This is a genomic window from Luteolibacter rhizosphaerae (assembly GCF_025950095.1).
In the GTDB taxonomy this organism is placed as follows: domain Bacteria; phylum Verrucomicrobiota; class Verrucomicrobiia; order Verrucomicrobiales; family Akkermansiaceae; genus Haloferula; species Haloferula rhizosphaerae.
Genome location: NZ_JAPDDR010000007.1, coordinates 340,439 through 365,116, shown reverse-complemented (window position 1 = coordinate 365,116; position 24,678 = coordinate 340,439). Strand labels below are relative to the sequence as shown.

The 24,678-nt window shown below is 61.7% G+C and carries 23 protein-coding genes; 19 read left to right on the top strand and 4 right to left on the bottom strand.

The window, feature by feature from the left end; translation table 11 throughout:
• The first annotated feature begins 3 nt into the window (after positions 1 to 3).
• Positions 4 to 1,752, top strand: coding sequence for an ORC-CDC6 family AAA ATPase (locus tag OJ996_RS15360; protein ID WP_425605564.1), 1,749 nt, complete (start codon positions 4 to 6; stop codon positions 1,750 to 1,752).
• Positions 1,739 to 2,815: a hypothetical protein gene (locus OJ996_RS15355; protein WP_264514505.1), complete on the top strand. Its 1,077-nt coding sequence runs from the start codon at positions 1,739 to 1,741 to the stop codon at positions 2,813 to 2,815. Before OJ996_RS15360 ends, OJ996_RS15355 begins: the two co-directional genes overlap by 14 nt.
• Before the next feature lie 45 nt (positions 2,816 to 2,860).
• On the opposite strand, the gene OJ996_RS15350 is transcribed toward OJ996_RS15355, so the two are convergent.
• Entirely contained in the window at positions 2,861 to 4,060 is a 1,200-nt protein-coding gene (locus OJ996_RS15350; protein WP_264514504.1) for a hypothetical protein, read from the bottom strand.
• 441 nt (positions 4,061 to 4,501) lie between these two features.
• Between OJ996_RS15350 and OJ996_RS15345 the strand changes: the two genes are divergently transcribed.
• From OJ996_RS15345 to OJ996_RS15295, 11 genes are all read left to right on the top strand, one after another.
• Positions 4,502 to 5,857: an SGNH/GDSL hydrolase family protein gene (locus tag OJ996_RS15345; RefSeq protein WP_264514503.1), complete on the top strand. Its 1,356-nt coding sequence runs from the start codon at positions 4,502 to 4,504 to the stop codon at positions 5,855 to 5,857.
• 90 nt (positions 5,858 to 5,947) lie between these two features.
• The gene (locus OJ996_RS15340) at positions 5,948 to 6,346 is read left to right on the top strand and encodes a hypothetical protein (RefSeq protein ID WP_264514502.1); all 399 of its coding nucleotides are present in this window, start codon (positions 5,948 to 5,950) and stop codon (positions 6,344 to 6,346) included.
• A gap of 170 nt (positions 6,347 to 6,516) precedes the next feature.
• A complete protein-coding gene (locus OJ996_RS15335; protein ID WP_264514500.1) occupies positions 6,517 to 8,007 on the top strand; it encodes an RlpA-like double-psi beta-barrel domain-containing protein in 1,491 nt (496 codons plus the stop codon).
• A 115-nt stretch (positions 8,008 to 8,122) separates the two neighbouring features.
• Positions 8,123 to 9,217: a serine hydrolase domain-containing protein gene (locus OJ996_RS15330; RefSeq protein WP_264514499.1), complete on the top strand. Its 1,095-nt coding sequence runs from the start codon at positions 8,123 to 8,125 to the stop codon at positions 9,215 to 9,217.
• A 50-nt stretch (positions 9,218 to 9,267) separates the two neighbouring features.
• Positions 9,268 to 9,741, top strand: coding sequence for a hypothetical protein (locus OJ996_RS15325; RefSeq protein ID WP_264514498.1), 474 nt, complete (start codon positions 9,268 to 9,270; stop codon positions 9,739 to 9,741).
• Between the two features lie 205 nt (positions 9,742 to 9,946).
• A complete protein-coding gene (locus OJ996_RS15320; protein ID WP_264514497.1) occupies positions 9,947 to 11,464 on the top strand; it encodes an aldehyde dehydrogenase family protein in 1,518 nt (505 codons plus the stop codon).
• A 220-nt stretch (positions 11,465 to 11,684) separates the two neighbouring features.
• Positions 11,685 to 12,584 carry a phosphotransferase enzyme family protein gene (locus OJ996_RS15315; protein WP_264514496.1) on the top strand — a complete coding sequence of 300 codons (900 nt, stop codon included), beginning with the start codon at positions 11,685 to 11,687 and terminating at the stop codon, positions 12,582 to 12,584.
• Between the two features lie 98 nt (positions 12,585 to 12,682).
• Positions 12,683 to 13,441 (top strand): polyamine aminopropyltransferase, encoded by a 759-nt coding sequence (locus tag OJ996_RS15310; RefSeq protein WP_264514495.1) that lies wholly within the window; start codon positions 12,683 to 12,685, stop codon positions 13,439 to 13,441.
• 93 nt (positions 13,442 to 13,534) lie between these two features.
• Complete coding sequence (locus OJ996_RS15305) at positions 13,535 to 14,425, top strand: hypothetical protein (protein ID WP_264514494.1); 891 nt, start codon at positions 13,535 to 13,537, stop codon at positions 14,423 to 14,425.
• A 30-nt stretch (positions 14,426 to 14,455) separates the two neighbouring features.
• A complete protein-coding gene (tssD, locus tag OJ996_RS15300; protein WP_264514493.1) occupies positions 14,456 to 14,995 on the top strand; it encodes a type VI secretion system tube protein TssD in 540 nt (179 codons plus the stop codon).
• Positions 14,996 to 15,024: 29 nt separating this feature from the next.
• A complete protein-coding gene (locus OJ996_RS15295) occupies positions 15,025 to 15,672 on the top strand; it encodes a tetratricopeptide repeat protein (RefSeq protein WP_264514492.1) in 648 nt (215 codons plus the stop codon).
• Between the two features lie 349 nt (positions 15,673 to 16,021).
• On the opposite strand, the gene OJ996_RS15290 is transcribed toward OJ996_RS15295, so the two are convergent.
• The gene (locus tag OJ996_RS15290) at positions 16,022 to 17,134 is read right to left on the bottom strand and encodes a DEAD/DEAH box helicase (protein ID WP_264514491.1); all 1,113 of its coding nucleotides are present in this window, start codon (positions 17,132 to 17,134) and stop codon (positions 16,022 to 16,024) included.
• Positions 17,135 to 17,321: 187 nt separating this feature from the next.
• On the opposite strand from OJ996_RS15290, the gene OJ996_RS15285 reads away from it, so the two are divergent.
• Positions 17,322 to 17,786 (top strand): DUF5069 domain-containing protein, encoded by a 465-nt coding sequence (locus tag OJ996_RS15285; protein ID WP_264514490.1) that lies wholly within the window; start codon positions 17,322 to 17,324, stop codon positions 17,784 to 17,786.
• Positions 17,787 to 17,830: 44 nt separating this feature from the next.
• A complete protein-coding gene (locus OJ996_RS15280) occupies positions 17,831 to 18,103 on the top strand; it encodes a GNAT family N-acetyltransferase (RefSeq protein ID WP_264514489.1) in 273 nt (90 codons plus the stop codon).
• A 15-nt stretch (positions 18,104 to 18,118) separates the two neighbouring features.
• Here the strand turns inward: OJ996_RS15280 and OJ996_RS15275 are convergent, their stop codons facing one another.
• Together OJ996_RS15275 and truA are read right to left on the bottom strand one after the other, a co-directional pair.
• On the bottom strand, positions 18,119 to 18,607 hold the full coding sequence (locus OJ996_RS15275; RefSeq protein WP_264514488.1) for a hypothetical protein: 489 nt from the start codon (positions 18,605 to 18,607) through the stop codon (positions 18,119 to 18,121).
• Positions 18,608 to 18,677: 70 nt separating this feature from the next.
• The gene (truA, locus tag OJ996_RS15270) at positions 18,678 to 19,415 is read right to left on the bottom strand and encodes a tRNA pseudouridine(38-40) synthase TruA (protein WP_264514487.1); all 738 of its coding nucleotides are present in this window, start codon (positions 19,413 to 19,415) and stop codon (positions 18,678 to 18,680) included.
• A 176-nt stretch (positions 19,416 to 19,591) separates the two neighbouring features.
• Between truA and OJ996_RS15265 the strand changes: the two genes are divergently transcribed.
• The 4 genes from OJ996_RS15265 to OJ996_RS15250 all read left to right on the top strand — a co-directional run bounded on the left by OJ996_RS15265 (position 19,592) and on the right by OJ996_RS15250 (position 24,677).
• Positions 19,592 to 21,151, top strand: a complete 1,560-nt coding sequence (locus OJ996_RS15265) for a hypothetical protein (RefSeq protein ID WP_264514485.1) — start codon at positions 19,592 to 19,594, stop codon at positions 21,149 to 21,151.
• A 223-nt stretch (positions 21,152 to 21,374) separates the two neighbouring features.
• Entirely contained in the window at positions 21,375 to 22,385 is a 1,011-nt protein-coding gene (locus tag OJ996_RS15260) for a hypothetical protein (RefSeq protein WP_264514484.1), read from the top strand.
• Between the two features lie 79 nt (positions 22,386 to 22,464).
• The gene (locus tag OJ996_RS15255) at positions 22,465 to 23,307 is read left to right on the top strand and encodes an endonuclease/exonuclease/phosphatase family protein (protein WP_264514483.1); all 843 of its coding nucleotides are present in this window, start codon (positions 22,465 to 22,467) and stop codon (positions 23,305 to 23,307) included.
• Positions 23,308 to 23,372: 65 nt separating this feature from the next.
• Complete coding sequence (locus OJ996_RS15250) at positions 23,373 to 24,677, top strand: DUF3472 domain-containing protein (protein WP_264514482.1); 1,305 nt, start codon at positions 23,373 to 23,375, stop codon at positions 24,675 to 24,677.
• Position 24,678: the final 1 nt, after the last annotated feature.

Genomic DNA, 24,678 nt, shown 5'->3' with positions numbered 1-24,678 from the left:
CTTATGAACCCTTTCTATGTAAGAAGTCCAGAGGGCCTCTCGGCTCAAGATGCGTGCAGCTTATTCGTGGACTCTTTCTCAGACTATCCGATGCTGTTGGACCCATCGCATATGTTCATGGTGGGGCCACGGGGAACCGGGAAAAGTATGATGTTTCGGTTCATGCTCCCTGACTGTCAGAAGATTGCTAAGAACTGCACTTTGCAAGAGCTTCAATTTTTCTCCATATACATTCCATTCAAAAGGCAAAATTTTAATCTAGCAGAACTAGGGCGCTTGGATAACGCGCATGCTAGCGTCCTGATTAATGAGCATCTTCTAACCTCGCATGTCGCCCGGCGATTTTTCGAGCAAGTTTCCGGATCCCTGTCCGAAAGTATCGTTTCGGAGGCTAATATCATTCAGAATTTGAGTAAATGTCTAAGTTTGGTTGGTGGAGTAAGTCTTGATCCCGTAGAAAGTATTTCAAGGCATCTGGACGCTCTGCGTGAAAGGTGGATAGCTTTGTTCGATGAGGCGGTTTCCTATCTCCAATCGATCGCATTTTGTGGTCCTCTACCTTATACGGGTAAATTAATTAGTTATCTCGAGCATTTGCTTCCTACTATATCGCTAATCTCTGAGCTTCTGCGTGAGGGGGGAATACCAGTTTTTCTGCTGCTAGACGATGCTCATAACTTATCGCATACTCAGACACAGGTTCTTAATGGATGGGTTGCATCTCGAACGACCAACTTTGTATCCATTAAAATATCGAGTCAGCCAAACTACAAGACATATTATACTGTTACGGGGGATCGAATAGAAACTCCCCACGATTATACTGAGACGAGGACGGCCGAATTATACACTACGAAATTCAAGGGAAGGTATTTTTCGAGAATAGTAGGTATAATCGAACGAAGGCTTCATAAAGCGGGGCTTGAAACTGACCCAGGACGTTTCTTTCCGCCAGATTTAGAACAAGAATCAGAGATCGAGCGAAGAGCCGAAGAATTGCGAGAGCTCAACCGTGAGGGAAAAGGAAGGGGGGCTAGACCTTCCGATGACGCTAGCCGATACTCCAGACCTGACTTTATCAGAGATCTAGCTGGGTCCCGAAAATCTAGTTCAAAATACTCATACGCGGGATTCGAGCAGTTGGTACACGTCTCGTCTGGTATTACTCGCCATTTTTTGGACTGCGCATCAAAGATGTATGATCGTGTTTTAGCGCAAGAGGGAGAGAATATTTTTTCGATTCCACCAAGCGTCCAAGATGAGGTCGTTCGGGAGGAGGCCGATGAACTCCGCTTCCGCTTTTTCGGCAGAGAGATGGATGATGAAGACGGACATTCTTTGCCGGAGGTAGACGCGCAGAAGGTTTGCAACCTAATAGATGCTTTGGGGGGCCTATTTAGGTTGATCCTCCTGTCTGATCGGAGTGAACGCAGAGTATACTCCATCGCGTTTAGTGATGAGCCTTCGGCGAACTTGCGCACCGCCCTCAAAAGGGCCGTTTCGTTAGGGTTTCTCCACGAGAGCTCCATTGGCAAAAAGGGGAGTCGAACCGGTGGTAGAACAAAGCTCTACGTCCTCACGCGAAGATTGGCCCCTCATTGGACGCTTGATCCGACCGGTTTTGCAGGGTATCTCTTCTTGAGTGCTAGGAAGCTTGAGCCAGCTCTCACCGATCCTGACGGATTTCTTAGGAAATTCGATCTAGATAAACTCGGTGGTGATGGTTCCGTTGAGCAACTTGAACTCTTTTGAAATGAAAGATTTAGGCCACCACGAATTGCTGGGGGAGCTTGATCCTGACCGAACGCTCTTCTTTTGTTGCGCGAGCTTCGAAGAACGAAGTACCAAGCTGCCAATCGCTTTGGCAGACCACCCCTGGACTCAGGTATCGGTGTTCTTTAATTCGGATGTCGACGGTGGTGATGCAAATTCAGCGAAGATCTTGGAGGCGATGGGAGGCTGCGCATCTGTGCAGAAAACCTCAGTTGGTTCACCTTTGGAAACTGCCGATAGATTTTATGATGTTATTGAGGAGGCAGAAGTGGTTGGATCGAAGTTGGTCGTCGACTTCTCAACTTTCACTCATGAGCATCTGTTAATACTGGTGAAGTGCCTTGAGACAGCAGGTGTGAATCTAGAGGAAATTGTTTGGATCTATTGCAGGGTCGAGGAGTATTCCGTGGGAGAGAGAGCGGAACATAAATGGCTTAGTAGAGGGGTCTTCGATATTCGCTCAGTTTTGGGTTATTCGGGGCGCATTTCTCCAGAACTACCCACAGCGCTTCTATTGCTTGTAGGCTTTGAAGCGGAGCGTGCATGCGGCGTAGTGGACTGCTTGGAGCCGCATTTTCTGTTGCTCGGAAAAGGGACCAGCGCCAATTCGGAGTCGGAAGAGATGCACTTGGTGAACAGACATTTTCACAAGCTGATCAGGGACAGCGTAAGAACTATGCCTAACGATCGAATTCGAGACTTTGAATTTCCTTGCAATGATCCTGCAACAGTTGCTCGCATGGTAACTCGCTTCGCCGAGATGATCAATGGTGTTGGTAATTTGGTGGTCGTTCCTATGAACACGAAGATATCGACGCTTGGGATTGCATGGGCCTTCTGTAATTTTCCAGTATTCCAAGTTGTTTACGCCCAAGCTTATATATACAATTATAAGAGCTACTCCAAACCTTCTGATAGATGCTATTTGATGCGGGGGCTATTCGCTGGTGCTGATTCAGCTCCCACGTCAATCAGACCATCATTTGAAACACAGAGGAGTCGATCTGAAACCGATTTAGAAAAGGTTTTTGCATTGGCTTAATCAACGATTCTGGACGGTACGGATTTGTCTCAGGAATCGATAGCTTCAGTTTGAGGGTTGCTCGACCTCAAGCCGGAGAAAGCTAGACGCCTGTCCTACCGGAGTGCTGGAGCGGACGGTGACGGTTTCGGTTTGGTCGGCGTTCGGTTCGACGGTGGTGACCATGCCGTTGCCGCTCCAATTGGCGAGGGTGCTGCTCTGTTGGGGGAGGTAGGTGATGTCGCCGGGCTTGCCGCCGAGGCGGGGGCGGGTGAAGGAGAAGGAGGGGTAGCTCTGGCCGGCCACCTCCGTCACCGTGGGGCGGATGGGGGCGGAGGAGTCGGTGCCGAGGGGATCGCGGCCGAGGGCGTATTCCATGAGGTTGCTGAGGCCATTGCCATTCGAGTCGATGGCGGGGGAGGCGGTATCGACCTGGTAGAGCTGGGCCCAGCGGGTGTAGGTGGCGGTGCTGGGTTGGGCGTAATTGAAGCCGGTCTGGGAGCTGATGGTGGCATCCGTGACGGGGGTGCCGCCGGGGGCATGGACATCGAAGGGGATGTGGAGGTTCCGGAAGCCATTCCAGCCATTGCAGCGGAGATCCATGCGGATCTTGGCATTGGTATCGAAGGGGACGTAGCCGGAGGTGTGGAGGGCGAGGGTGAAATCGAAGGGTTGGCCGAAGCGGAAGAGGAGGGAGTGGTGGCGGGGTTGGCCGCGGAAGTTGCCGCCGGTGGTCTCCATGTAGGCGCCGGGGAAGACGGTGATCCTTTCCTGGTAGGATTCGCCGGTATCGGGATCGGGGAGGTTGTCGGCGCCATCGACATGGGCGCTCCAGCGGTAGGCGATGGAGGCATTGTATTCGCGGCCGTGCGGGGGGAGGGAGCCGGTGCTGAGGTGGCCATCGAAGTAGAGGGTGAACTCGGCGCGGCCGACGGTGCCGGGGGGGACGGTGGGGGAGGAGATGGTGACCTGCTCAAACCAGTAGGCGGAGCCGCCGACGTGGCCGTTCTGGAAGCGGCCGTTGTTCGGGCTGGTGGCGCTGCCGCCGGCGGCGAGAGATCCGGGGCTGGCATTGCCGTAGGACTTCCAGCCTTCGCCAGCGGCGGATTGGGCGGCGGAGCCGGCGGAGGATTTGGTGTAGGTGGAGAAGTTGTTGGTGCCATCGGGCCAGCTGAAGACGCGGGCGAGGCCGGCGAGTTCACCAGCGGGGGCGAGGGTGGGGAGGAGGGCGGCGAGGAGGAGGGGGAGGGAGGCGGGTGATTTCATGGGGAGTGCGGGTGTGACACTCCCTACATCGCGGGTGGGCGGGTGGCGTGACGGGGGTGGGGGGATTTTTTAGGGGATGAGGATTTGGACCGGGATGGATGGGATGGATGAGATGAAGAGGTTTTGATTGTGGATGGTGTGGAACGAAACGCGGAGACGCAGGGGTCGCGGAGAGATCGCGGGGGTTTTGGAGGGGGAGAGGTAGGCACCACGAATCTGGCGAATGGGACGAATCTTGGTTGGGGTTTTGGTTTTAACCGCGAATGGGCGCGAATGGACGCGAATGGGGAAGGATTTGGAACGGGATGGATGGGATGAGGAGGGGAGAACCACAGAATACACGGAAGTTGGGAAGGGGTGGGAGGGCGGACGTTCGGGGTGTGGCATTGGCGCAAGGTTCGGGGGTGTGGGAGCGTTGAGGGGAGTTCGATGATGCATTCCTTGAAAGCTTGGACGTTTGCTTTTGGCCTCTCGCTGGCCGGGATTTCCGCGGGGGCGGAGGAGGTGGCTTATGTGCCGCGGGCTCCGTTGGCGAAACTGGATCTGAGCGATGGGGATGCGATCGTGTTCCTGGGGGACAGCATTACGCATCAGTGCTTGTACACGCAGTATGTGGAGGACTACCTGTATACACGGTTCCCGAAGATGAGGCTGCGGCTGCACAATGCGGGGGTGGGCGGTTCGCGGGCCTGGGATGCGCTGCTGCGCTTCGACCGGGATGTGGCGGCCTACAAGCCGAAGTATGTGACGGTGCTGCTGGGGATGAACGACGGGAAATATGCGGAGTATCTGGACGACGTTTTCACGAGCTACAGCGCGGAGATGAACCGGCTGCTGGAGAAGATCGAGGGCTGCGGGGCGACGGCGATCCTGATGACGCCGACGATGTATGACGCGCGGGCGAAGCGGATGCAGCCGCCGGGGGGCTTCATGGGGCCGAAGGCGGTGACCTTCTACAATTCGACGCTGGCCTACTACGGGGCGTGGCTGCGGGATACGGCGTGCGAGCGGGGCCTGGGATTCGTGGACATGTGGGGGCCGCTGAACGAGACGACGCTGCGCGAGCGGCGGAGGGATCCGGCATTCACGATGATCAAGGATTCGGTGCACCCGGATGCGCCGGGGCAGGTGGTGATGGCGGCGGCGATGATCGAGGATCTGGGGTTCCCGCGGGTGGTGTCGGAGATGAGGTTCAGCCGGCAGGGGGAGGAGTGGTCCTCGAGTGCGGTATCGGCGGAGATCCGCGGGGTGGAGGGGACGGCGGAGCGGCTGGCGTTCACGTGCTTGGAGGAGGCCTTGCCGTGGGTGTTGCCGGAGGAGGCCGAGGCCGGGGTGCGCTTGACGGAGCTGGGGGAGAAGTTCGGCCGGCAGAGCTTGAGGGTGTCGGGCTTGGCGGCGGGGACGTATGTTTTGTCGATCGACGGGGTGGAGGTGGCGCGTGCGAGCGGGGAGGAATTTCAGGCCGGGCTGGCGCTGCATGCTCTGGCGAAGGCTCCGCAGTATCAGCAGGCGGCGCAGGTGGCGGCGCTGAACAAGCGGCGGAACGAGGGTCCGGTGAAGGCGCTGCGCAACGAGTGGGTGAATTTCCAGATGTGGAAGTTCCTGGAGGCGCAGGTGGCGAAGAATCCGGCGGATGAGGCGGAGAAGCAGCGTCTGGCGGAGGCGGAGAAGAAGATGCCGGGGATGGAAGACCGGGTGAAGGCGGCGGAGGCGGAGGCGCGGGCGATGGAGGACGAGATTTTCAAGATCAACCCGCCGCGGGAGCATCGCTATGAGGTGAAACGGGCGGAGGGGTGAGGTGGCCCGGCCGCGGGTATTCGGAGCCGTGGCAGCCGTTGCATCGTTTCGCTTGGCAAGGGTCGGGCGGGTGGTCTAAGCCCGCGCCCGATGTTTTCGCACGACCCGATTGAATGGCCGGAAGAGGTGGAGGAGCTTGTCGATCGCCTGGAGGGCGAGGCGGGGAAGCGGAAGTTGAGCCGCGAGGAGCGGGCGGTGATGGACGTTTACGAGACGGTGCCGGTGCTGGAGAGCGAGGAGGGTCTGCACGGGTTTTGGCAGAGCGGGGTGAATCACCAGCGGGTGATCGCGTCGTTCGAGATGGTGGGGGCGCTGGGGATGGTGGATCCGTTGAAGGCGAGCCAGTGGTGCGAGACGCGGTCGGAGGACCGGAATGATTACAGCGAGACGGAGGAGGAGTATCTGGCGGGGATCGAGGAGGAGCTCTTCGAGGGAATGGACGAGCTGGTGGATGCGTTGCAGGGGTTCGTGGAGGAGGAGCTGGGGTGAGGGGGCCGTGGGGGGGGAGCAGGTGACCGCGGAGGCGCAGAGGTCGCGGAGGGGCGCGGAGGTTTTTTCTGGGGATGGGGTGAGGGAGAGGAACGAGCCGGGGAGGGTTGGATTAGGACGGATTGTTGGGTTTTGTGGGGGCTGTTCCGGTGTGTTATCCTGCGGGTCTTATGTCCCGGAACCTTATGATGGGAGTTTGGGGGGTGCTGGTGGTGATGATGGGAGGGATTGGTGTGATTTTGGGGCAGAAGTTGGAGATCGGGAGGACGGCGGTTTTGGGTGGGACTCTGCCGGCTTCGACAACCTGGCAGGTGGAGCAGCAGCAGGCGGGCGGGAGTTGGTCGGGGACGGGGGTGCTGGTGGCGGGTAGGGGGAGCGCGGTGAGCGTGCGGATGGAGGGCCGGGATGGCGGATCGGCTTATCGGTTCCGGCAGGTGGGTGGGGCGGGGACCGTGGTGGTGCCGACGCGGAGCAGCGGTTGGCACGTGAAGGGAAGGGTGGCACCGGTGGGGAGCGGGGTCGGTTGGCGGCCGGGGCAGGTGCTGCTCGAGCGATCGGGGAATTTGGCGGCTTGGGAGGTGGAGGGGCTGGTCTACGGACGGCTGGACGGGGAATTCGTGCGGGGGCTGCGGGGGCCTTTGGCGGCGGCGGGGGAGTGCTACGAGCTGGCGGGTCCGTATGGGCGGACGACGGTGATGATCACGGATTTGTCGCCGGATCCGCCTGCGGGGACGGTGGAGGTGGGGCGGAGTTTTTATGACCTGGGGCCGGTGCCCTTTGCGGTGCTGAGCGGTGGGGAGCCGCCGGGAGGATTGACGGCGGGGGTGCGGCTGGTGCCGGCGCCGGTGACGGGGAACGTGAAGTTCCAGGTGCTGGGGGGATCGAACATCTACTACATGGCGCTGCGCTTCTATAACTACCGGGCGGGGGTGGCTAAGGTGGAGCTGAAGAACAGCGGGAGTGCGACGTGGTGGGAGCTGCCGCGGGCGAGCTTCAACGCGTTCATCTATCAGCCGACGGGGAGCATGCCGCCGGTGACGTATCCGGTGGAGCTGCGGGTGACGAGCCGGTTCGGGGAGCTGGTGAGCTTCGGGCCAGTGGGGTCGCTGCCGGACGGGCAGCGGGTGACGGGTGCAGGACAGTTCGTGCAATTCCCGGAGAGCGAGCTGGCGCCGGTGCCGGAGTATCGGCTGCGGCCGGTGTATGTGGACCGGTTCTCGAGCGTGCCGGGAGAGTTCTGGTCGGCGGGAGGTTACGGGGGAGCGACGGTGACGGAGCGGGATACGGTGGTGAAATACGCGGGGGAGGCGAGTGTGAGATTCGCGGGCGTGGGCGGGTCGGGATTCGGCGGGGTGAGTTTTTCGCTGTATCCGGGATTCAAGCGGCCGGATGAGGGAGTGCTACGGCTGGCGGTACGAGCGGGGAGTGCGGTGTCGGCGGGCGGGGTGGGGATGACGATCAACGGACGGAACGGTGCGGGGACCGCGGTGAGTTCGCCGGCGGTGTTGCTGCCGGGGCTGGGGACGGGCTGGCAGGTGATCGAGGTGCCGCTGGTGGCGAGCGGGGCGCCGGAGGTAATCTGGGGGCTGAGTTTGTTCGGGATGTCGGGGGCGGTGTTGCCGACGCTGTGGTGGGACGAGGTGGAGTTTACGAGTTACTAGTTAGAGGATTCTTGCCGGGGCTGATCGGGCCGCGGGTGGCGGTGCCGTGAGGGCTGCCGTGGCTGGCGGGGTGTCGGTTTGACAGGGGGGCGGGGGAGGAGAGGATGCGGGGATGATGAAAAAGCTTCGGGCGGTGGGGATGCTGGCTTTGACGATGGGAGCGGCGGGGGCGGGGCCCTTGCCGCGGAGCACGCCGGAGTCGCAGGGGGTGGCGAGCGGAGCGGTGCGGGAATTCGTGGAGAGCTTGGACGGGGTGCCGGCGGTGCACAGCGTGATGGTGCTGCGTCACGGCAAGGTGATCGCGGAGGCATGGTGGCAGCCGGAGGCGGCGGAGAAGGCGCACATCCTGAATTCGGTGAGCAAAAGCTTCTGCTCGACGGCGGTGGGTCTTGCAATGGCGGAGGGGAAGCTGAGCGTGGAGGACAAGGTGCTGAAGTTCTTCCCGGAGGATGCGCCCGCGGAGCCGAGCGAGAATCTGAAGGCGATGAGGGTGAAGGATCTGCTGACGATGAGCAGCGGCCATGATCCGGAGCCGAAGGCGGCAGGCGGCGAAGGGCCGACGGTGAAGCAATTCCTGGCGGCGCCGGTGGTGCATGCACCGGGGACGCATTTCCAATACAACACGATGGGCACCTATGTGCTGTCCGCGATCGTGACGAAGGTGACGGGAGAGAAGGTCGTGGATTACCTAGGGCCGCGTTTGTTCGCGCCGCTGGGGATCGAGGGGGCGAAGTGGGACGAGAGCAAGGAAGGCTACTCGCTGGGCGGCTACGGGCTGTATCTGAAGACGGAGGATGTGGCGAAGCTGGGTCAGCTGTATCTGCAGAAGGGGAAGTGGGAGGGCAAGCAACTGCTGGCGGAAAGCTGGGTGGCGGAGGCGACGAAGAAGCAGGTGGCGAATGATCCGGGATCGCACACGCAGATGGGTGGCGATTGGAAGCAAGGCTACGGGTATCAGTTCTGGAGGTGCCAGCACGGGGCGTATCGGGGAGATGGTGCGGGCGGGCAATTCTGCGTGGTGCTGCCGCATCAGGATGCAGTGGTGGCGATGACAGCGGGCGGGGCGAACATGCAGGCGCAGCTGGATGTGATTTGGGCGAAGCTCTTGCCGGCGTTCAAGGGAGGAGCCTTGCCGGAAGATGCGGTGGCTCAGGCGGCGCTGAAGGAGCTGGCGGGGAAGCTGACGGTGAAGAATCCCGCGGGCAAATGAGGACGCGGGGTGTGTCTTGAAGGACCGCCGATGCGCGCTAGGCTTCGCGGATGCCGCACCGATTTCGCACCAAGGACGGGACCGTTTACGGGCCGGGAGGGAAGACGCCGTTTCCGGTGAGGCTGGTGGACGGCAGCGAGACGATCGTGATCTGGGGCGGCTGTGCGCAGAATGAAAAGCTGGGCTGGTGGCTGAAGAAGCCGGAGCACGAGATCGGGGAGTCGGCGCAGGAAGTGTCGGCGATCGCGATCGAGGCGGAGGATACGAAGGAATTCATCTGGGGTGATGCGCCGGAAGGGGTGCATTTGATCTGGGTAGTGGAGCCGCCGACGGTTTCGAAGGCGGGCCACACCTACCGGCTGGCGAAGATGGTGACGGTGGAGGCGACACCGGAGCAGCTGGCGTATTTCCGCGATACGAGGTTTGCCCTGCTGGGGACGCTGGATGAGGCGGGGAAGGTGCGGGCGGTTCCGGCGCTGAAGCCGCCGCCGGCCGCCGCTCCGGCGCAGGGGGAGCTTTTTTGAACGGGAGGATGGTGAATCGTTTGCCGCGAAGAGGCGCAGAACGGCGCAAAAGTTTGAGGCGGTTGGCAGAGGGTGTTTGAAGCCGGGCGGGGTGGAATTAGGCGCAGATTCCGGTGGAGTTTGGCGGGATCGGCGGTAGGGCGTGTGTGATGGGGATCCTCCCGTTTTCCACCCGCATGATGACGAACACCAACCTACCAAGACCATGTCACACAAACTCAAGGACGCGCCGGTCAGCCGGGTGTCGAAGAAGACCCGTGATTTCATCGCGAAGCCGAAGAAGCTGCTGATCGGCGGCGATTGGCTGAAGGCCGCGAACGGCAAGAACTTCGAAACTTACGATCCCGCGACGGGGGATGTGCTGGCCAAGGCGGCGGAGGGGGAAGCGGAGGACATCAACCTGGCGGTGGCGGCAGCGCGCCGGGCATTTGATCAGGGGCCGTGGCGGAAGATGACGACATCGGAGCGCGGCAGAATCATCTGGAAGCTGGGTGATCTGATCCTGGAGAACTTGGAGGAGCTGGCGGAACTGGAGTCGCTGGACAACGGGAAGCCACTGGCGGTGGCGAGGGCGGCGGATGTGCCGCTGGCCGCGGACCTCTTCCACTACATGGCGGGGTGGGCAACGAAAGTGGAGGGGCAGACAATTCCGATCAGCGTGCCGTATGCGGCGGGAGCGCAGTTCCATGCCTACACGCTGCGCGAGCCGATCGGCGTGGTGGGGCAGGTGATCCCGTGGAATTTCCCGCTGCTGATGGCGGCATGGAAGCTGGGGCCAGCATTGGCGACGGGAAACACGATCGTGCTCAAGCCGGCGGAGCAGACGCCGCTCTCGGCGATCCGCCTGGCGGAGCTGGCGCTGGAAGCAGGTTTGCCGGAAGGCGTGTTGAACGTGGTGACCGGCTACGGGGAAACAGCGGGTGCAGCTTTGGCGGCGCATGAGGGTGTGGACAAGATCGCGTTCACGGGTTCGACCGAGGTCGGGAAGATCATCGTGAAGGCGGCGGCGGGGAACCTGAAGAAGGTCACGCTGGAGCTGGGCGGGAAATCGCCGACGATCGTGTTCAAGGATGTGACCGACGTGGATGCGGCGATCCAAGGTGCGGCGAACGCGATCTTCTTCAACCACGGGCAGTGCTGCTGTGCGGGCTCGCGGTTGTATGTGCACAAGGACATCTACGACCGCGTGGTGGAGGGGGTGGCCGAGCGCGCGAGCAAGATCAAGCTGGGTGCCGGAGTGGATCCGGACACCGAGATGGGTCCGCTGGTATCGGAAGAGCAGCTGAATCGGGTCACCGGCTACCTGGAGTCCGGACAGAAGGAAGGGGCAAAGGCGATGGCCGGTGGCAAGCGTGTGGGAGATCGCGGCTACTTCGTGGCGCCGACCGTGTTCACGAACGCGAATTCTGAGATGCGGATCGTGAAGGAGGAGATCTTCGGGCCGGTGGTGGTGGCGGAGCCCTTCGACGACGTGGAGAAGGTGGTGCAGCAGGCGAACAACAGCACCTATGGTTTGGCGGCCAGCGTGTGGACGCGGGACATCAGCAAAGCGCACCGGACGGCGGCGTTGCTGCGAGCCGGCACGGTGTGGGTGAACTGCCACAACATCTTCGATGCTTCCATGCCCTTCGGCGGCTACAAGCAATCGGGCTGGGGCCGTGAGATGGGACGCGAGGCGCTGGAGCTCTACACCGAGACGAAGGCGGTGTGCGTGGCGCTGTGACCGGATGATGTGGATGCGGCGACGGCAAGGTGCCGTCGTCTTGCTCCGGTTCTTTGTCGGATTTGCGGTGAGTTCGTTAAGCAGCCGTTCAACCGCAGATTAACAGGATGCACGCAGATGAAGAAGATTGGGACCGGGATGGATTGGATGAATAGGATGGGAGTGATTGGCTGGGGCTGATGGGGCCCGTTCTTCTTATGGGGTTGATTCAGGGGCGGGAATGGCATCGGTTCGCGGGGTGAGGACGGATGTTGATGCAGCAACGCGCGCCGCCATTGAGACCGCGATGGCGCATGGGATCGTGCCGGACCGCTGCGAGGTTTTGCAGAACGGGAGCACGCTGGTGCTGCGTCTAACAGAAAGTCTGGTGGCGCGGGTGGTGCAGGATCTGGACGGGCCGCGGCAGGGGATGGAGTGGTTCGCGCGGGAGAATGCGGTGGCGCAACACCTGGCGGCGAAAGGCGCGCCGGTGATCCCGATGCATGCGGAGATGCCGCCGGGTCCGCACGAGCACTCGGGATATCCGATCAATTTCTGGCAGTATGTGCAGCGGGTGGAAGCGGAGCCGGATGCGGCAGAGGCAGGCAGGGCGATGTTCAGCTGCCACGAGGTGCTGCGGAGTTTCCCCGGGAAGCTCACGCATCTGGAACTCTTGAACGAGACTTCCGGTGTCTTGGATTCGGTGGAGCAGCGGAAGCTGTTTCCGAGTGATACGGTTGCCCTGCTGCGGGAACGGCTGCGTTCGTCTTCGGCAGCGCTGGAGCATTTCCCGCATCAGCCGCTGCATGGCGATGCGCACATGGGGAACCTGATGAACACGACGATCGGTCTGCTATGGACGGACTGGGAGGATACCTTCAGCGGGCCGGTCGAGTGGGATCTGGCCTCGGTGATCTGGAATGCGCGGGTGCTGGAGGAGGACCATGAAAGCGCCGATGCGGTGCTCGCCGCCTATCGGGACGCAGGCGGCAGCCTCGATGAGGAGGCGATGAAGCATGCGATGATCGCCCGCGCCGTGGTGATGACCGCGTGGTATCCGATCCTCTACCCGGATCTCAGCGAGGAGCGGCGCGAGAGGCTGAAGCGCCGCTTGGAGTGGCTGGAGACCGGGGGTGTCTAGGTAGCAGCGATCTGAGGCGCTGCGCGGGAGTTTCAAGAAAAGAGGCTGCCGCCCGATTTGGTTCTGCCGGTGGACGCTTGCGCCGACTAAGTTACCGCGTGCCTGCGACACCCCGCTTTGAAGAGCTCGACTACCGGAAGACCGACATCGGTGATCTGATCCTGCGCAAGCGGACGATCCTTTCGCTCGATAACCTCGAGGTCCACGAGATCATCCTGGGCGATGCTTATCTGATGACGAGCCTGTTCACGGAGGTGGAGCAGGCGTTGTCACGGCTGGGGCTGGCTTCGACCGAAGAGGCATTCCCCGGTGCGGGCGCGCGACTTGACGTGGTGGTGGGCGGCTTGGGGCTGGGATATACGGCGCGAGCGGCGCTGGAACATGAGAGCGTGGCGTCGCTTATCGTGGTGGACTATCTGCTGCCGGTGATCGAGTGGCATGAGCAAGGTCTGGTGCCGCTCGGTGCGGGACTGACCGCGGATGAGCGCTGCCGATTCGTGCACGGGGATTTCTTCGGGCTCGCGGTGGCCAAGCAGGGGGAGGCCTCCTTCGATCCCGATGCGCGGGATCGCCGCTATCATGCCGTGCTATTGGATATCGATCATTCCCCATCGAATCTCCTGAGCGAGAGCAACCGGTTCTTCTATTCCACGGAGGGCTTGAGTCGTCTGGCGGAGAAGCTTCACCCGGGCGGGATCTTCGCGTTGTGGTCGGACGACGCGCCGGACGAGGGCTTCATGGAATCGCTGCGGGCGGTTTTCGAAACCTGCGAGTCGCACATCGTGAGCTTCTACAATCCGCTCCGGGAGAATGAATCGGCCAGCACGGTGTATGTGGCGCGACGCGCGATTGGTTAGAAACTAACAGGTGATACCGTGCATCATGCCCGGATGCTTCAATCGCCTTGATTCCGCGGCGTCTTACAGATAACGGGATGGCTCTCTCCCGTCATGAAGCTGCCACCCCGCTCTTCATTGTTCCTGCTTCTCCTGAGCTGCGTCTCACCGCTGCATGCCGGTGAGCGCTTCATCGTGAACGGGTATGCGAAGCAGGTAAGCGGTGGTGTGGTGGTGGGATTGAACCCGGTTTCGGATCCGGTGCTGGCCTTGGCGTCTCCGCCGCTGGACCGTTATTTCGTGCCGCCGGGTCGGGTGCGCTGGGAGGTGGAACTCACGGGAGGTATGAATGCGGCGGGCGTGCCGCTCGCGAGGGCCTTGGGCACAGCGCCCGCAGACTATGCTTGGCCAGCGGGGGATGAAATGTCCCCGGCGCGGTTTGCCGGTGCGAGCAACGCGATGAATCCCTTCGAGAACACGGCCGATCCGCTGGGAGTGACACCAGGCGGACCGCCGGACTACGATCAAGACGGGGTGCCGGATGAGGTGGACGCCTTCCCCGGGGATCCGGCGGAGAGTGTCGATAGCGATGGCGACGGGATCGGCAACCATGCCGATCCGGACGACGACAACGACAGCATGCCGGATGTGTGGGAGCTGCAATATGGATTGAATCCCTTGCTTGCCGATGGGGATCGCGATGCGGACTTCGACGGGTTCACCAACTTCCAGGAGTACGAGGCGGACACGAATCCACGCAATGGCAGTTCCCTGCTGAAGGTGAACATCAGCAAGCCCACGCCCGGGAGCGTGCGGCTAACATGGATGGGCAGGCCGGGCCGCAGCTACTCGATCTGGAGACTGCCGACGCTTTCGCTCACGCCCGAGCCCGCGATCCTGAATCTTCGCGCAGGTAGCAGCTCTGCGATGATGTCCCAAGATTTCCCGCTGAGCGGCGGCAAGTGTTTCTACTTTCTGAAAGCCGAGATTGCTCCCGCTCCCTGACTCCCACACCAACCTGTTATCCCTTCCTTCATGAAGCGCCTCTTCTCTCTCCTGATCGGCACCTGCTTGCTGGTGTCGGCGTCCATCTTTGCTGCCGAGCCGATCCACGTCACCATCAGCGGACCCAATGGAAACATCGCGGGCGAGCTGGCGGACGGCTCGATCGAAGGGCTGGCCTATCAGCACGAGATCGTTACCCCGCGAGATCCGGCCTCCGGTTTGGCAACCGGTCGGCGCCAGCACAAGCCGCTGACCTTGGTGAAGCCGATCGACCGTGCGACTCCTCATCTTTACGAGGCACTCGCGAAGAACCGGAAGATCGACGATGTGATCCTCAAGTTCTATCGCAAGGATCCCAAGACGGGAGCGATGACCCACTACTACACGATTCAACTGGTGGACGCGTTCGTCACCAGCGTCCGCGGTTGGAAGCCGAACACGCGGGACCTTTCGGCGGATCGTGCCGGAGATCTGGAAGAGGTTTCGTTCTACTACAGGGAGATCCGTTGGACGACCGAAGGAGAAGGTGGAACGACGACTGAAGACACCTGGTCGCAGGATAGCGCCTGAGCTCGACGGCTTCAATTTCGTGCGGCTGTATGAAGGCGTGCTTTGTCTACTGCTTGCTGGCGACGGGCGCGGTCTTGCAGGCTCAGACGAAGACGCCGGAAGCGCCCAAGAACTGGACGATCGATCCGAAGAAAGCGGAGAAGATCGCGGAGTGGTCGAAGGCGAATACCGCCTACAAGGAGGGCTTGGAAGCCTTCGCCCGAGGGGAGGGCGAGGAGGCGACGGACAAGTTCACGGACGCACTGGGCCTGATCAACCGCTTCACCGATGCGCGCTTCGCGCGGGGTAGGGTGCGATATGAAATGGCTTTCCATGAGGCGGCGGTGGAGGACCTTTCGCAGGCGATCGCGGAGCGGCCCGACATGGTGGACGCCTACTACTATCGGGCGCTGGCGCTGTGGAATCTGAAGAAGCATGCCGAAGCGCTGGCGGACTTCGATGTGGTGGTGGTGAAGCAGCCGCGGAATGCCGGGTATCGCGAGAAGAGGGCGAGCTTGCTGCAGGCGATGAAGCAGTATCCGGCAGCGCTGGAGGATCTGGATATGGTGGTGGCGCTGCGACCGCTGAATCCAGCGGCGCTGGAGCAGCGGGCGCGTCTGCTGGAGACGATGGGGGAGAAAGCGCTGGCGGATGAGGATTGGAGGTGCGCGGGGCGTTTGAGGGAGGATGGACACTGAGTCCCGCGGCTGCGATAGGTGTGGATGGAACGCGAGAACGGCTTCGTCCGCCTTCAGGCCAATGCCGTTAAGGACTGGGGAGACCCGGTTTACTACGGATTATACGGATTCAAGGGATTGGACGGATTCAAAGACAGGATCAGAAGGATTTCAAACGGGCATCTCTTCTCGTGAACCCAACACAGCTTCATCCGTGTAATCCGTTAAATCCGTACAATCCGTGGTCGATCTGCAGGAGCCTCGATGCGGGCTCCGATTCAAGAACGAGTCCTTAAGGGCATTGCCCTGAAGGCGGGACTACTTACCCTTGATGGCGGGCAGTTCGGGAGGGTCCCGGCTATGGCAGTGCCTAGATCTCGGTGAAGTGGACGCCGAGTTCGCGGCCGATGCGCTCGATCTTGGCGCGTTCGCGCGGTTCGATGAGGGTGACGGAGACGCCCTTCTTGCCTGCGCGGGCGGTGCGGCCGCTACGATGAGTGTAGTACTCGAGCTGCTCCGGCGGCTGGTGATGGATGACGAAGGCGAGATTGTCGACATCGATGCCGCGCGCGACGACATCGGTGGCGACGAGGATGCGGAAGCGGCCTTTCTTGAAGGAGCGCATGACCTTGTCGCGCTCGGGCTGGGTGAGGTCGCCCTGAAGGACATCCACGGGGATGCCTTCCTTTGCGAGCAGCTTGCCGAGAGTGATGGCACCCGCCTTGGTGCGGCAGAAGATGAGTCCGCGCTCCTCGCCACGGCGGCGCAGGAAGCCGGCGATGAACTCCATCTTCTCATCGCGTGCGCAGACGGTGAAGCGGTGGTCGATATCGCGATTGACCACATGGCTGCGATCGATCGTGAGCGTGTGAGGCTTGCCTGACATGCAGTCCTTGATGAGGAGCTGGATGGCATCCGGGAAGGTGGCGGAGAAGAGCCAGGTGCTGCGGCGTTGCTTGGTTTCGGTGATGATGCGGGTGAGCTCCTTCTTGAAGCCCATGCTAAGCATCTCATCCGCCTCATCGAGCACGAGGTGCTTTACCCCGGCGATGCTGAGGGCCTTTTGGTGGAGCAATTCGATCAAGCGTCCCGGCGTGGCGACGACGATATGGGTGGGCCGCTGGAGAGCGGCGATCTGGCGGTCCATCTTGTCGCCGCCGCTCACCACCTCCACGAAGATTTTGGAGGCATGATACTTGGTGTAGCGGAAGAGTTGCTTGCCGATCTGCTTGGCGAGCTCGCGCGTGGGGGCGATCACGAGACCTTGGATCTCCTTGAGTTTGGGATCGATCTTGGTGAGCAGGGGCAGGCCGAAGGCGGCGGTCTTGCCGGTGCCGGTCTGGGCCTGGGCGACGAGGTCGCCACCATTCGAGAGCAGGAAGGGGATGGCTTTCTCCTGCACCTCGGTAGGGGTGACGATGCCGAGTTCGTCGAGGCCCTGAATCAGGTCCGCGGGAATGCCGAGTTCTTGGAAGGTGCTCACGTGCGGTGAGTCTGCGGGGCGGGGGGCCGGGTGGCCAGCGGCGAATGGCCCGATGCAATCAGGCGGGTGCAGAAGACATGCCGCGGAATCCGGCCCGGGCCGGGTGGGCGGGCGTGAAACCCTTGCGGTGTCTTGATCAAGGAGCCGCGCCCGCCTTGGCATATCGCTTGCGAAAAACCCCGTCGCTATGAGTGCGACAAAGGTTCATGAAAACGTGAAGGCCCAGGCACCTGATCTGGGCAAGGAGTTTCCCCGCGGTCCGCGCCAGAAGCTCGGAGGCTACGTGCTGGCAGCCCGAGCCTTGGACAAGTGCCGGGCGGAGCTGGCCAAGACCCAGGGGGAATATCACTACGCTTGTCCGATGGACCGCATGTTCCTGGACTTTGCGGGGATCGATCCGAAGGACTTCAAGAAGGCGGTAGCAGAGGGAAGAAATGACGAGGAGATGGATCGCTGGATCCGCGAGCACGCGAAGAACGGGTCGAAGGAAGAAGTGATCCGCTGGAGCAACGAGCTACGCGACAAGCGGATCAGCGACTTGGATATCGAGCTGCAGGTGTACTTGGAGGAATACATCGAGGAGAACGTGCCGGAGGGCCGGGTCGTGTATCACTGGTTCGACGTCTACGATCTGGAAGAGGGTAGGCTCTGAAGGAGCCGCCTTGCGCTGCGGACCTGCGAGGTGATGCTGCCGCCATGAATCCGGTGACCGACAATGTGGCCCGCCAGCGCTTCGAGCTGGTGGAAGAGGGGAAGGTGGCCTTTTCAGACTATCGCCAGCATGGCGATGTTCTCATCCTCCCTCATGTGGAGGCGGATCCGGCGCTACGGGGGCGGGGGACAGCGGGTCGCTTGATGGAAGGCACGATGCAGATCGTGCGGGAGCGGGGACTCAAGGTGCAGCCAGTGTGCGGGTATGCCGTGGCATGGCTGCAGCGGCATCCGGAATATGCGGATGCGGTGGAGTGAGAGAGCGTGCTGTGATCAGCTTGCGGGGGTCAGATCGGGCTTCGGACGTTTGAGCGCGCGGAAGCCGGTCCACAGGAAGACGATCAGGACGATTCCTTGGGCGATGCCGAAGGGTGGTTCGCTTTGGGTGGGGGCAAGGGCTTTGAGCGGAGGGATCTTCTGGAACATCTGAACGACGAGAACAAAGACATTCAGATACTGGGCGAAGAGGGCGCTGATGATATAGGTTTTCTTCCAGTCTCCTGCCAGTTGCTTGGAGCGGAGCGCATGGATGGCCAGCGCGAGGACGATCAGGGAGATCACCCCGAAGGCCAGTGCGGGGGTGAAGCCTTTGATGGGGAAGAGGAAGCCGGTGGCGCTGGTGGCGACCGTCATGGCGAGGAAGAAGGCGGTCCAAGGATGCCGGGCTTCACCGCGGACCATGGCGGCCATCACGACGAAGCCGGATGCAATGGCCAGCAGGCTGATGATCACATGGACGATGGTGAGGATGTGGAGGGCCATGATTTGGGATTGGGAATCCCTCCGGAGTTGGGACAAGGAAATCTGTCCGCCCTCCGAGCCTTGGCGCTCCCTAGTAGTTCACCTTCCACAGGGTGAGGCCATGCGCGGGGGCATTCACGCCTGCGGCGCGGCGGTCGCGGGTTTTGAAGATCCCTTCGATGGCTCCGGGCGGGAACTTGCCTTCGCCGACTTGGACGAGGGTGCCGGCGATGCCGCGGCACATCTTGTAGAGAAAGCCGCTGGCCTCGAAGATGAGGGTGATTTCGCTGCCGCGCTTGCGGACTTCACAGCGGTCCAAGGTGCGGACGGGGTCGCCGAGTTCGCCCGGCCGGTTGGCGGTGAAGGCGCTGAAGTCGTGGCGACCGGTGAAGAGGGCCGCGGCCTGACGCATGGCGGGGAGATCGAGCTTCCGCGGGACATGCCAGGCCTGGGTGCGGAGGAGGGGATTCATCGCGGGATGATTCCAGATGCGGTAGCGGTACTGCTTCGAGACCGCGCCGAAGCGGGCATGGAAGTCCGCGGGCGCCCGGCCGGCGCGCATCACGCGGATGTCCTCCGGGAGCAGGGAGTTGATGGCGAGGGAGAGGTGATGGAGTGGCATGCGCAACTCCGCAGCCTCGAAGTGGGCGACGAGCCCGAGGGCGTGCACCCCGGCATCCGTGCGGCTGGAGCCGGTGAGTTTCGGGCTCTCCGGGAAGAGCCGGGCCAGAGCTTGCTCGACCTGATCCTGCACGCCGCGCCCGGATCGCTGCGATTGCCAGCCCTGATAGGCGCTGCCGTCGTAGGCTAGGGTCAGCTTGAACTTCATCGGGCGGCGGGAGCTTCCCAAGCGGGCTGCAAGCGGGCAACACCGGAAGTTTCTGCGGGGCTGCGCAATGAGTTTAGAGTTTGCTGCAAAATGGGGGCGAAATTGTTACGGATAACTAAACTTTTCTCTAACTGGGATGGCTTGACTGGCTTGTCTTTTAAAAATATCAGGATTTCATGACATTCAGATCAGCCGCGGTCGCCGTGGCCCTCCTCCTGCCGATGGGATTTTTGCTCCCGGGTTGTGATCGTGCCCGTTCCTCTTCCGCCACGAATGCCTCGCCGGAGGTCCGTCCGCCGGCACCGGGTGCTCCGGCGAGCGGGACATCCGCCAGCCTGCCCGCCGCGGTGAGCGAGGGGTCGCCGCATTTCCAGCATCTGATGGGCAAGGTGGATGTGGGTGGAAAGGTGCTGCATTTCGAGGATCATCAAGGCACCCGCGAGTGGGTGGTGAATGCGGTGAAGTCGGTCCTAGACGGAGTGCCGGAGGCAAAGGCCTTGGGGCCGCTCAATGCGGAGGAGATCGTCGACTCGATCGGAATTGCGGATGCGGCGGCCTCCGCACGGAGCCTGCGCAAAGATGGCGACTCATGGCTGGCTCGGCGCTACAGCTATTTTCCGGAGGGTCGGAAGGGCTTCTCGAACCTGATGGGGAAGGAAGCTTTCGAGTTCCGGAGCCCCTCGTTCATCCCGGCGGCGACGGATCTGGTGGTGGAGACGCGGATCGACGGGACGACGTTGCCGGGGCTGATCCAGCGGATCGCGGGGGCCTGCGGGCAGCAGGCGGCGGCCTCGAAATTCCTGAGCGAGCCCTTGCCGATCGGGGCGAACCTGGAGGCGCTGCTGTCGATGACGGACCTGCACCTGATGCTGGGTGTGGACATCTCGTCCTGGCAGGCGACGCCGCTTTCGCCGCAGCCGGTGGATTTCTTCGTGCAGATCACGGGAGGCAAGGATCTGCTCCCGCTGCTGCTGCCGATGCTTGAGCAGGGGATGGGCAAGCCGAAGCCGATCGCCGGGCGTCAGGGTTGGGAGATGCCCGTGCCGCCGCTGCAACAGCCGCGCGCGGTGTTTCTCTATGGGGAGGATGGAGTGCTGACCTTGGCCAGCCGCGAGGAGTATCTGAAGTATGTGGAAACGGCGGCAATGAAGCTGGGCCAGTGGAAGGAGTATACCGCGGCGACCGATCATTTCCCGGCGAAGGGCAATTTGCTGGTCTACGCTTCTCCCCAGATTCCGACGGCGATCCGCTGGGTGCTGAGCAAGTCCGCGAAGCAGATCAACGAGGAAGGCGCGCCGATGATCATCAAGGCTGCGGAGATGCTGGAGGCGAAGCCGTGGTCGCTGTGTGTGGCCAATGAGGCGGACGGGATCTCCACGACTTCCGAGATGCCGATCGCGGCGGATGTGGACATGGCTTCGAGCCTGCCGGTGCTGACCGGCACCAGTATCCTTTTCATCGGAGCGCGGGCTTGGAAGAAGGGTTCGGACCGGGCGGCCTGCATCATGAATACCCGCAACATGCAGCAGGCGGTGCGGGGCTATCAGAACATACACAAACTGAAGCCCGGCGATCCGATTCCTTGGGAGAAGATTCACCGCGAATACGTGAAGAAGCCGGTGTGCACCGGAGGCCGCTACACCTTCGCGAAGACGATTCCGAAGGTGGGATCGCTCGCCTGCGAGTGCGATAACAAGGAGCATCACGCGGAGCCGGGAAAGACGAAGGATTGGTGAGAGTGCGGGGAGCGGCGGCTCCCCCGGCGCTACCCGAAAGCGGGAGATATGACCGATTTTGCGGTCTGTTAGGTGCTCGCCTCTTGTCTTCCGGTGGCCGGGTTGCTACCGCGGTGCGCGGTCCTTTAGCCCGTTTCATCTTCTGCGGATGAATGTCCCGAGAGTGGACATATCGCGGGGGAATCGGAGCGAGTGCGGAAGGGCCGGATGATAGCGCCGGCGAATGACGAATGAACTGCTGATTCTGATCACGGAGGCGATCGCCGTCTACTTCCTCGTGTTGTGGGCGCACTCGCTCCGGACCAAGCTGGGCTTGGCGCACTTCTACGCGCTGATCGGCAGCCTGACCGCGGTGATGGTGTGGGTGACGGATGCGGGCGTGAAGGTGGAGATCCCCGGGGTGTCCTTCATGGTGGGCTCCACGGTATTCTATACCGCACTACTGTTAGGCGTGTTCGTCGTCTATGTCTTCGACGGGCCGCGGGCGACGCGGATCGCGATCTCCACGATCATCGGGGTCTCGATCATGGTGCCGGTGATCACGATGGTGCTGCACTGGCAGCTCAAGCTTTCGAGTCCGGACACGACGAACTACTTCCCCCCGCAGAGCCTGAGGATTTACTCGGCGTCGATCTTCGCGGCGTTTGCGGACCTGATCTTCCTGGCGATCGCGTGGGAGTTTCTGGGCAAGCCGCAGCTCAATGTGCGGCTGTGGCTGCGGTCCTTCCTGACGCTGCTGGGGGTGCTGTGGTTGGATGTGGTGCTCTTCGCGACCGGGGCATTTGCCGGGACGCCGGACTACCTCCACATCATGGCGGGGACCTTCACCAGCCGGCTGGTGATCGGGGTCTTCGCGTTCCCCTTCCTCTACTGGTATCTGGCGTGGCAGAACGGGAAGAACGGGATGGAGATCGAGAACCGGCCGGTGCTGGCGATCCTGAAGGAGGTGACCAAGGTGCGGCTGGAGCTGAGCATCGCGCAGCGTGAGATCGAGCGGCGGAAGGAGGTGGAGCGGGAGAACATGAAGTTGATCGGGTCGCTGCACCAAGCGCTGGCGGAGGTGAAGAGCCTGCGGGGGATTCTGCCGACCTGTTCCTACTGCAAGAACATCCGGGACAAAGACGGGAGCTGGCACCAGCTGGAGGCCTACATCCAGCGGCATAGCGAGGCGAAGTTCAGCCACGGGGTGTGCGACGTGTGCATGGCGAAGCACCACCCGGAGATTGGGAACTGAGCGGACGGGCGCGACGGGATCGTCACATCGGGAGGCTCGGGCGGGGCCTTGGAGGGATCTTGGATCGGCGATCCGATCCATGCGCCGCCTTCTCTTTTCCGTTATCCTAGCTTGGCTTTTCCTGTGTTCTGCGGAGGGGAAGGAGTTCAAGGTGATCTCGTGGAATGTCCTGTATGGCTTCAACCACGGGAAGGAGATCGCAGCGGGGAGCGAGTGGCTGTGGAAGCAGGCGCCGGATGTGGTGGCGCTGCAGGAGCTGAACGGCTTCGACGAGGTGAAGCTCGCGGAGGCGGCGAAGGCGTGGGGGCATCCGTATAGCGCGATTTTGAAGAAGGATGGTTTCCCGGTGGGACTGACTTCAAAGACGCCGATCGAGGTGGTGGCAAAGATCCGGGAGGGGCTGTGGCATGGCTGCCTGCATGCACGGACGGCGGATACGGACTTCATGGTGATCCACCTGTGTCCGCACACGCGGGCGACGCGGGAGCAGGAGATGAAGATCCTGGCACCGCTGGCGGCGAAGCTCCTGAGCGAGAAGCGGCGGCTCTATTCACTGGGAGACTTCAACGACAAGTCGCCGCGTGACATCCGGTACGCGAATGCGCAGAGAATCCTGATCAAGCGGGCGAAGCCGACGAACCTGCTGAACGGGGTGTTCGATGCCGGGGTGGTGGCCGGCTTCATGGATGTGGGGCTGGTGGACTCGGCGGCACCGCTGCCGGCGAATTTCTCCGTGCCGACGCGGATGAAGCCGCATGCGGATACCCCGGTGGAGCAGGCGAAGTTCATGCAACGGATCGACCTGATCCTGACCGATCCGGCCACGGCGGCGTCAGTCCGGACCGTGTATGTGAGCCAGGATGAGGTGCTGGATAGCGTTTCGGATCACTACCCGGTGATTCACTCCAGCGAGCGGAACTAGAGTGAATCTGCATAGTGGGTCATTTTTAATGCAAAAAAGAGCGAATTGGTTTCGTTTCTCCGGGCATGCTGATGCTTGGAGATTGCCGCGGATGGGTGGGCTTGTGGTTTGCAGGTGTGCTGGGTTTGTCCCCGCTCTGCGGTGAAGCGGCCGTGCGGACTTGGGAGGTGCCGCTGGGGGGCAATTCTTATGTCACCAAGGGTGAGGATGGCGGGCGGGGAAGGCCTCGCTGGACGAGTCCGGAAACGGTGCGCTCGGTGTATTTCCGGGTGGACCGGGCGGCGGAGCTGAAGCTCGGTCTGAAGGCGAAGCTAGCCGAAGGGGAGTCGCGGATCCGGGTTTCGATCGATGGGAAATCCCGGGAGCTGGAGTTGAAGGGTGGGGAAGCCGGGTCGCTGGAGATCGGGAGCTTTCCGGTGAAGGAGGCGGGCTATGTGCGGATCGACCTTCAAGGGCTCAAGAAGAGCGGGGAGGTTTTCGGGGATCTGGAAGCGATCACGGTCGAGGCTCCGGATGAGGCGGTGCTGAACTACGTGAAGGACAACGAGGGGAACCGCTTTTACTGGGGGCGGCGCGGGCCATCGGTGCACCTTGGATATCCGCTGCCCCACGGCGAGCCCACGGAATGGTTTTACAACGAGGTGACGGTGCCGGAGGGGCAGGATCCGATCGGCTCCTACTTCATGTCGAACGGCTTCGGCGAAGGTTACTTCGGGTTCCAGGTGAACTCACCCACCGAGCGCCGGGTGTTGTTCTCGGTGTGGAGTCCCTTCTCGACGGATAATCCGCAGGAGATTCCGGAGGACCAGCGCATCACCCTTCTGAAGAAGGGTGATGGCGTGCATGGCGGAGAGTTCGGTGGCGAGGGCTCGGGCGGCCAGAGCTACTGGAACTATCCTTGGAAAACGGGAGAGACTTATCGCTTCCTGAACCGGGTGAAGCCGGATGGCAAGGGCTCGACCGACTACAGCGCGTGGTTCTACCTGCCGGACAAGCGGGAGTGGAAACTCATCGCGAGCTTCAAGCGGCCGAAGACCGACAAGCATCTAACAGGCGCACATTCCTTCCTCGAAAACTTCGCGGATCGCCAAGGCTATGTGAGCCGCGGCGCGCTCTACGGGAACCAGTGGGCCTGCGACGTGACGGGCAAGTGGCAGGAGATCACCGAGGCCCGCTTCACCGGGGATGACATCGCGCAGCGCGGCTACCGCCTCGATTTCGCGGGGGGATCGAAGGGGAAGGAGTTCTTCATGCGAAACGGCGGCTTCTTCGCAGAGAGCGTGAAGCTCGGGAGCAAGTTCACGCGCGAGTCCACGGCAGGGAAGAAACCGTCGATCGACTTCAAGAAGCTGGACGGGGCTGAGCTGTGAG

Excerpts from the sequence above, each read along its gene's own strand:
- OJ996_RS15360 (WP_425605564.1), top strand. The coding sequence starts at position 4 with ATGAACCCTTTCTATGTAAGAAGTCCAGAGGGCCTCTCGGCTCAAGAT.
- OJ996_RS15350 (WP_264514504.1), bottom strand. The coding sequence starts at position 4,060 with ATGAAATCACCCGCCTCCCTCCCCCTCCTCCTCGCCGCCCTCCTCCCC.
- OJ996_RS15340 (WP_264514502.1), top strand. The coding sequence starts at position 5,948 with ATGTTTTCGCACGACCCGATTGAATGGCCGGAAGAGGTGGAGGAGCTT.
- OJ996_RS15335 (WP_264514500.1), top strand. The coding sequence starts at position 6,517 with ATGTCCCGGAACCTTATGATGGGAGTTTGGGGGGTGCTGGTGGTGATG.
- OJ996_RS15330 (WP_264514499.1), top strand. The coding sequence starts at position 8,123 with ATGAAAAAGCTTCGGGCGGTGGGGATGCTGGCTTTGACGATGGGAGCG.
- OJ996_RS15325 (WP_264514498.1), top strand. The coding sequence starts at position 9,268 with ATGCCGCACCGATTTCGCACCAAGGACGGGACCGTTTACGGGCCGGGA.
- OJ996_RS15320 (WP_264514497.1), top strand. The coding sequence starts at position 9,947 with ATGTCACACAAACTCAAGGACGCGCCGGTCAGCCGGGTGTCGAAGAAG.
- OJ996_RS15315 (WP_264514496.1), top strand. The coding sequence starts at position 11,685 with ATGGCATCGGTTCGCGGGGTGAGGACGGATGTTGATGCAGCAACGCGC.
- OJ996_RS15305 (WP_264514494.1), top strand. The coding sequence starts at position 13,535 with ATGAAGCTGCCACCCCGCTCTTCATTGTTCCTGCTTCTCCTGAGCTGC.
- tssD (WP_264514493.1), top strand. The coding sequence starts at position 14,456 with ATGAAGCGCCTCTTCTCTCTCCTGATCGGCACCTGCTTGCTGGTGTCG.
- OJ996_RS15295 (WP_264514492.1), top strand. The coding sequence starts at position 15,025 with ATGAAGGCGTGCTTTGTCTACTGCTTGCTGGCGACGGGCGCGGTCTTG.
- OJ996_RS15285 (WP_264514490.1), top strand. The coding sequence starts at position 17,322 with ATGAGTGCGACAAAGGTTCATGAAAACGTGAAGGCCCAGGCACCTGAT.
- OJ996_RS15280 (WP_264514489.1), top strand. The coding sequence starts at position 17,831 with ATGAATCCGGTGACCGACAATGTGGCCCGCCAGCGCTTCGAGCTGGTG.
- OJ996_RS15275 (WP_264514488.1), bottom strand. The coding sequence starts at position 18,607 with ATGGCCCTCCACATCCTCACCATCGTCCATGTGATCATCAGCCTGCTG.
- truA (WP_264514487.1), bottom strand. The coding sequence starts at position 19,415 with ATGAAGTTCAAGCTGACCCTAGCCTACGACGGCAGCGCCTATCAGGGC.
- OJ996_RS15265 (WP_264514485.1), top strand. The coding sequence starts at position 19,592 with ATGACATTCAGATCAGCCGCGGTCGCCGTGGCCCTCCTCCTGCCGATG.
- OJ996_RS15260 (WP_264514484.1), top strand. The coding sequence starts at position 21,375 with ATGACGAATGAACTGCTGATTCTGATCACGGAGGCGATCGCCGTCTAC.
- OJ996_RS15255 (WP_264514483.1), top strand. The coding sequence starts at position 22,465 with ATGCGCCGCCTTCTCTTTTCCGTTATCCTAGCTTGGCTTTTCCTGTGT.
- OJ996_RS15250 (WP_264514482.1), top strand. The coding sequence starts at position 23,373 with ATGCTGATGCTTGGAGATTGCCGCGGATGGGTGGGCTTGTGGTTTGCA.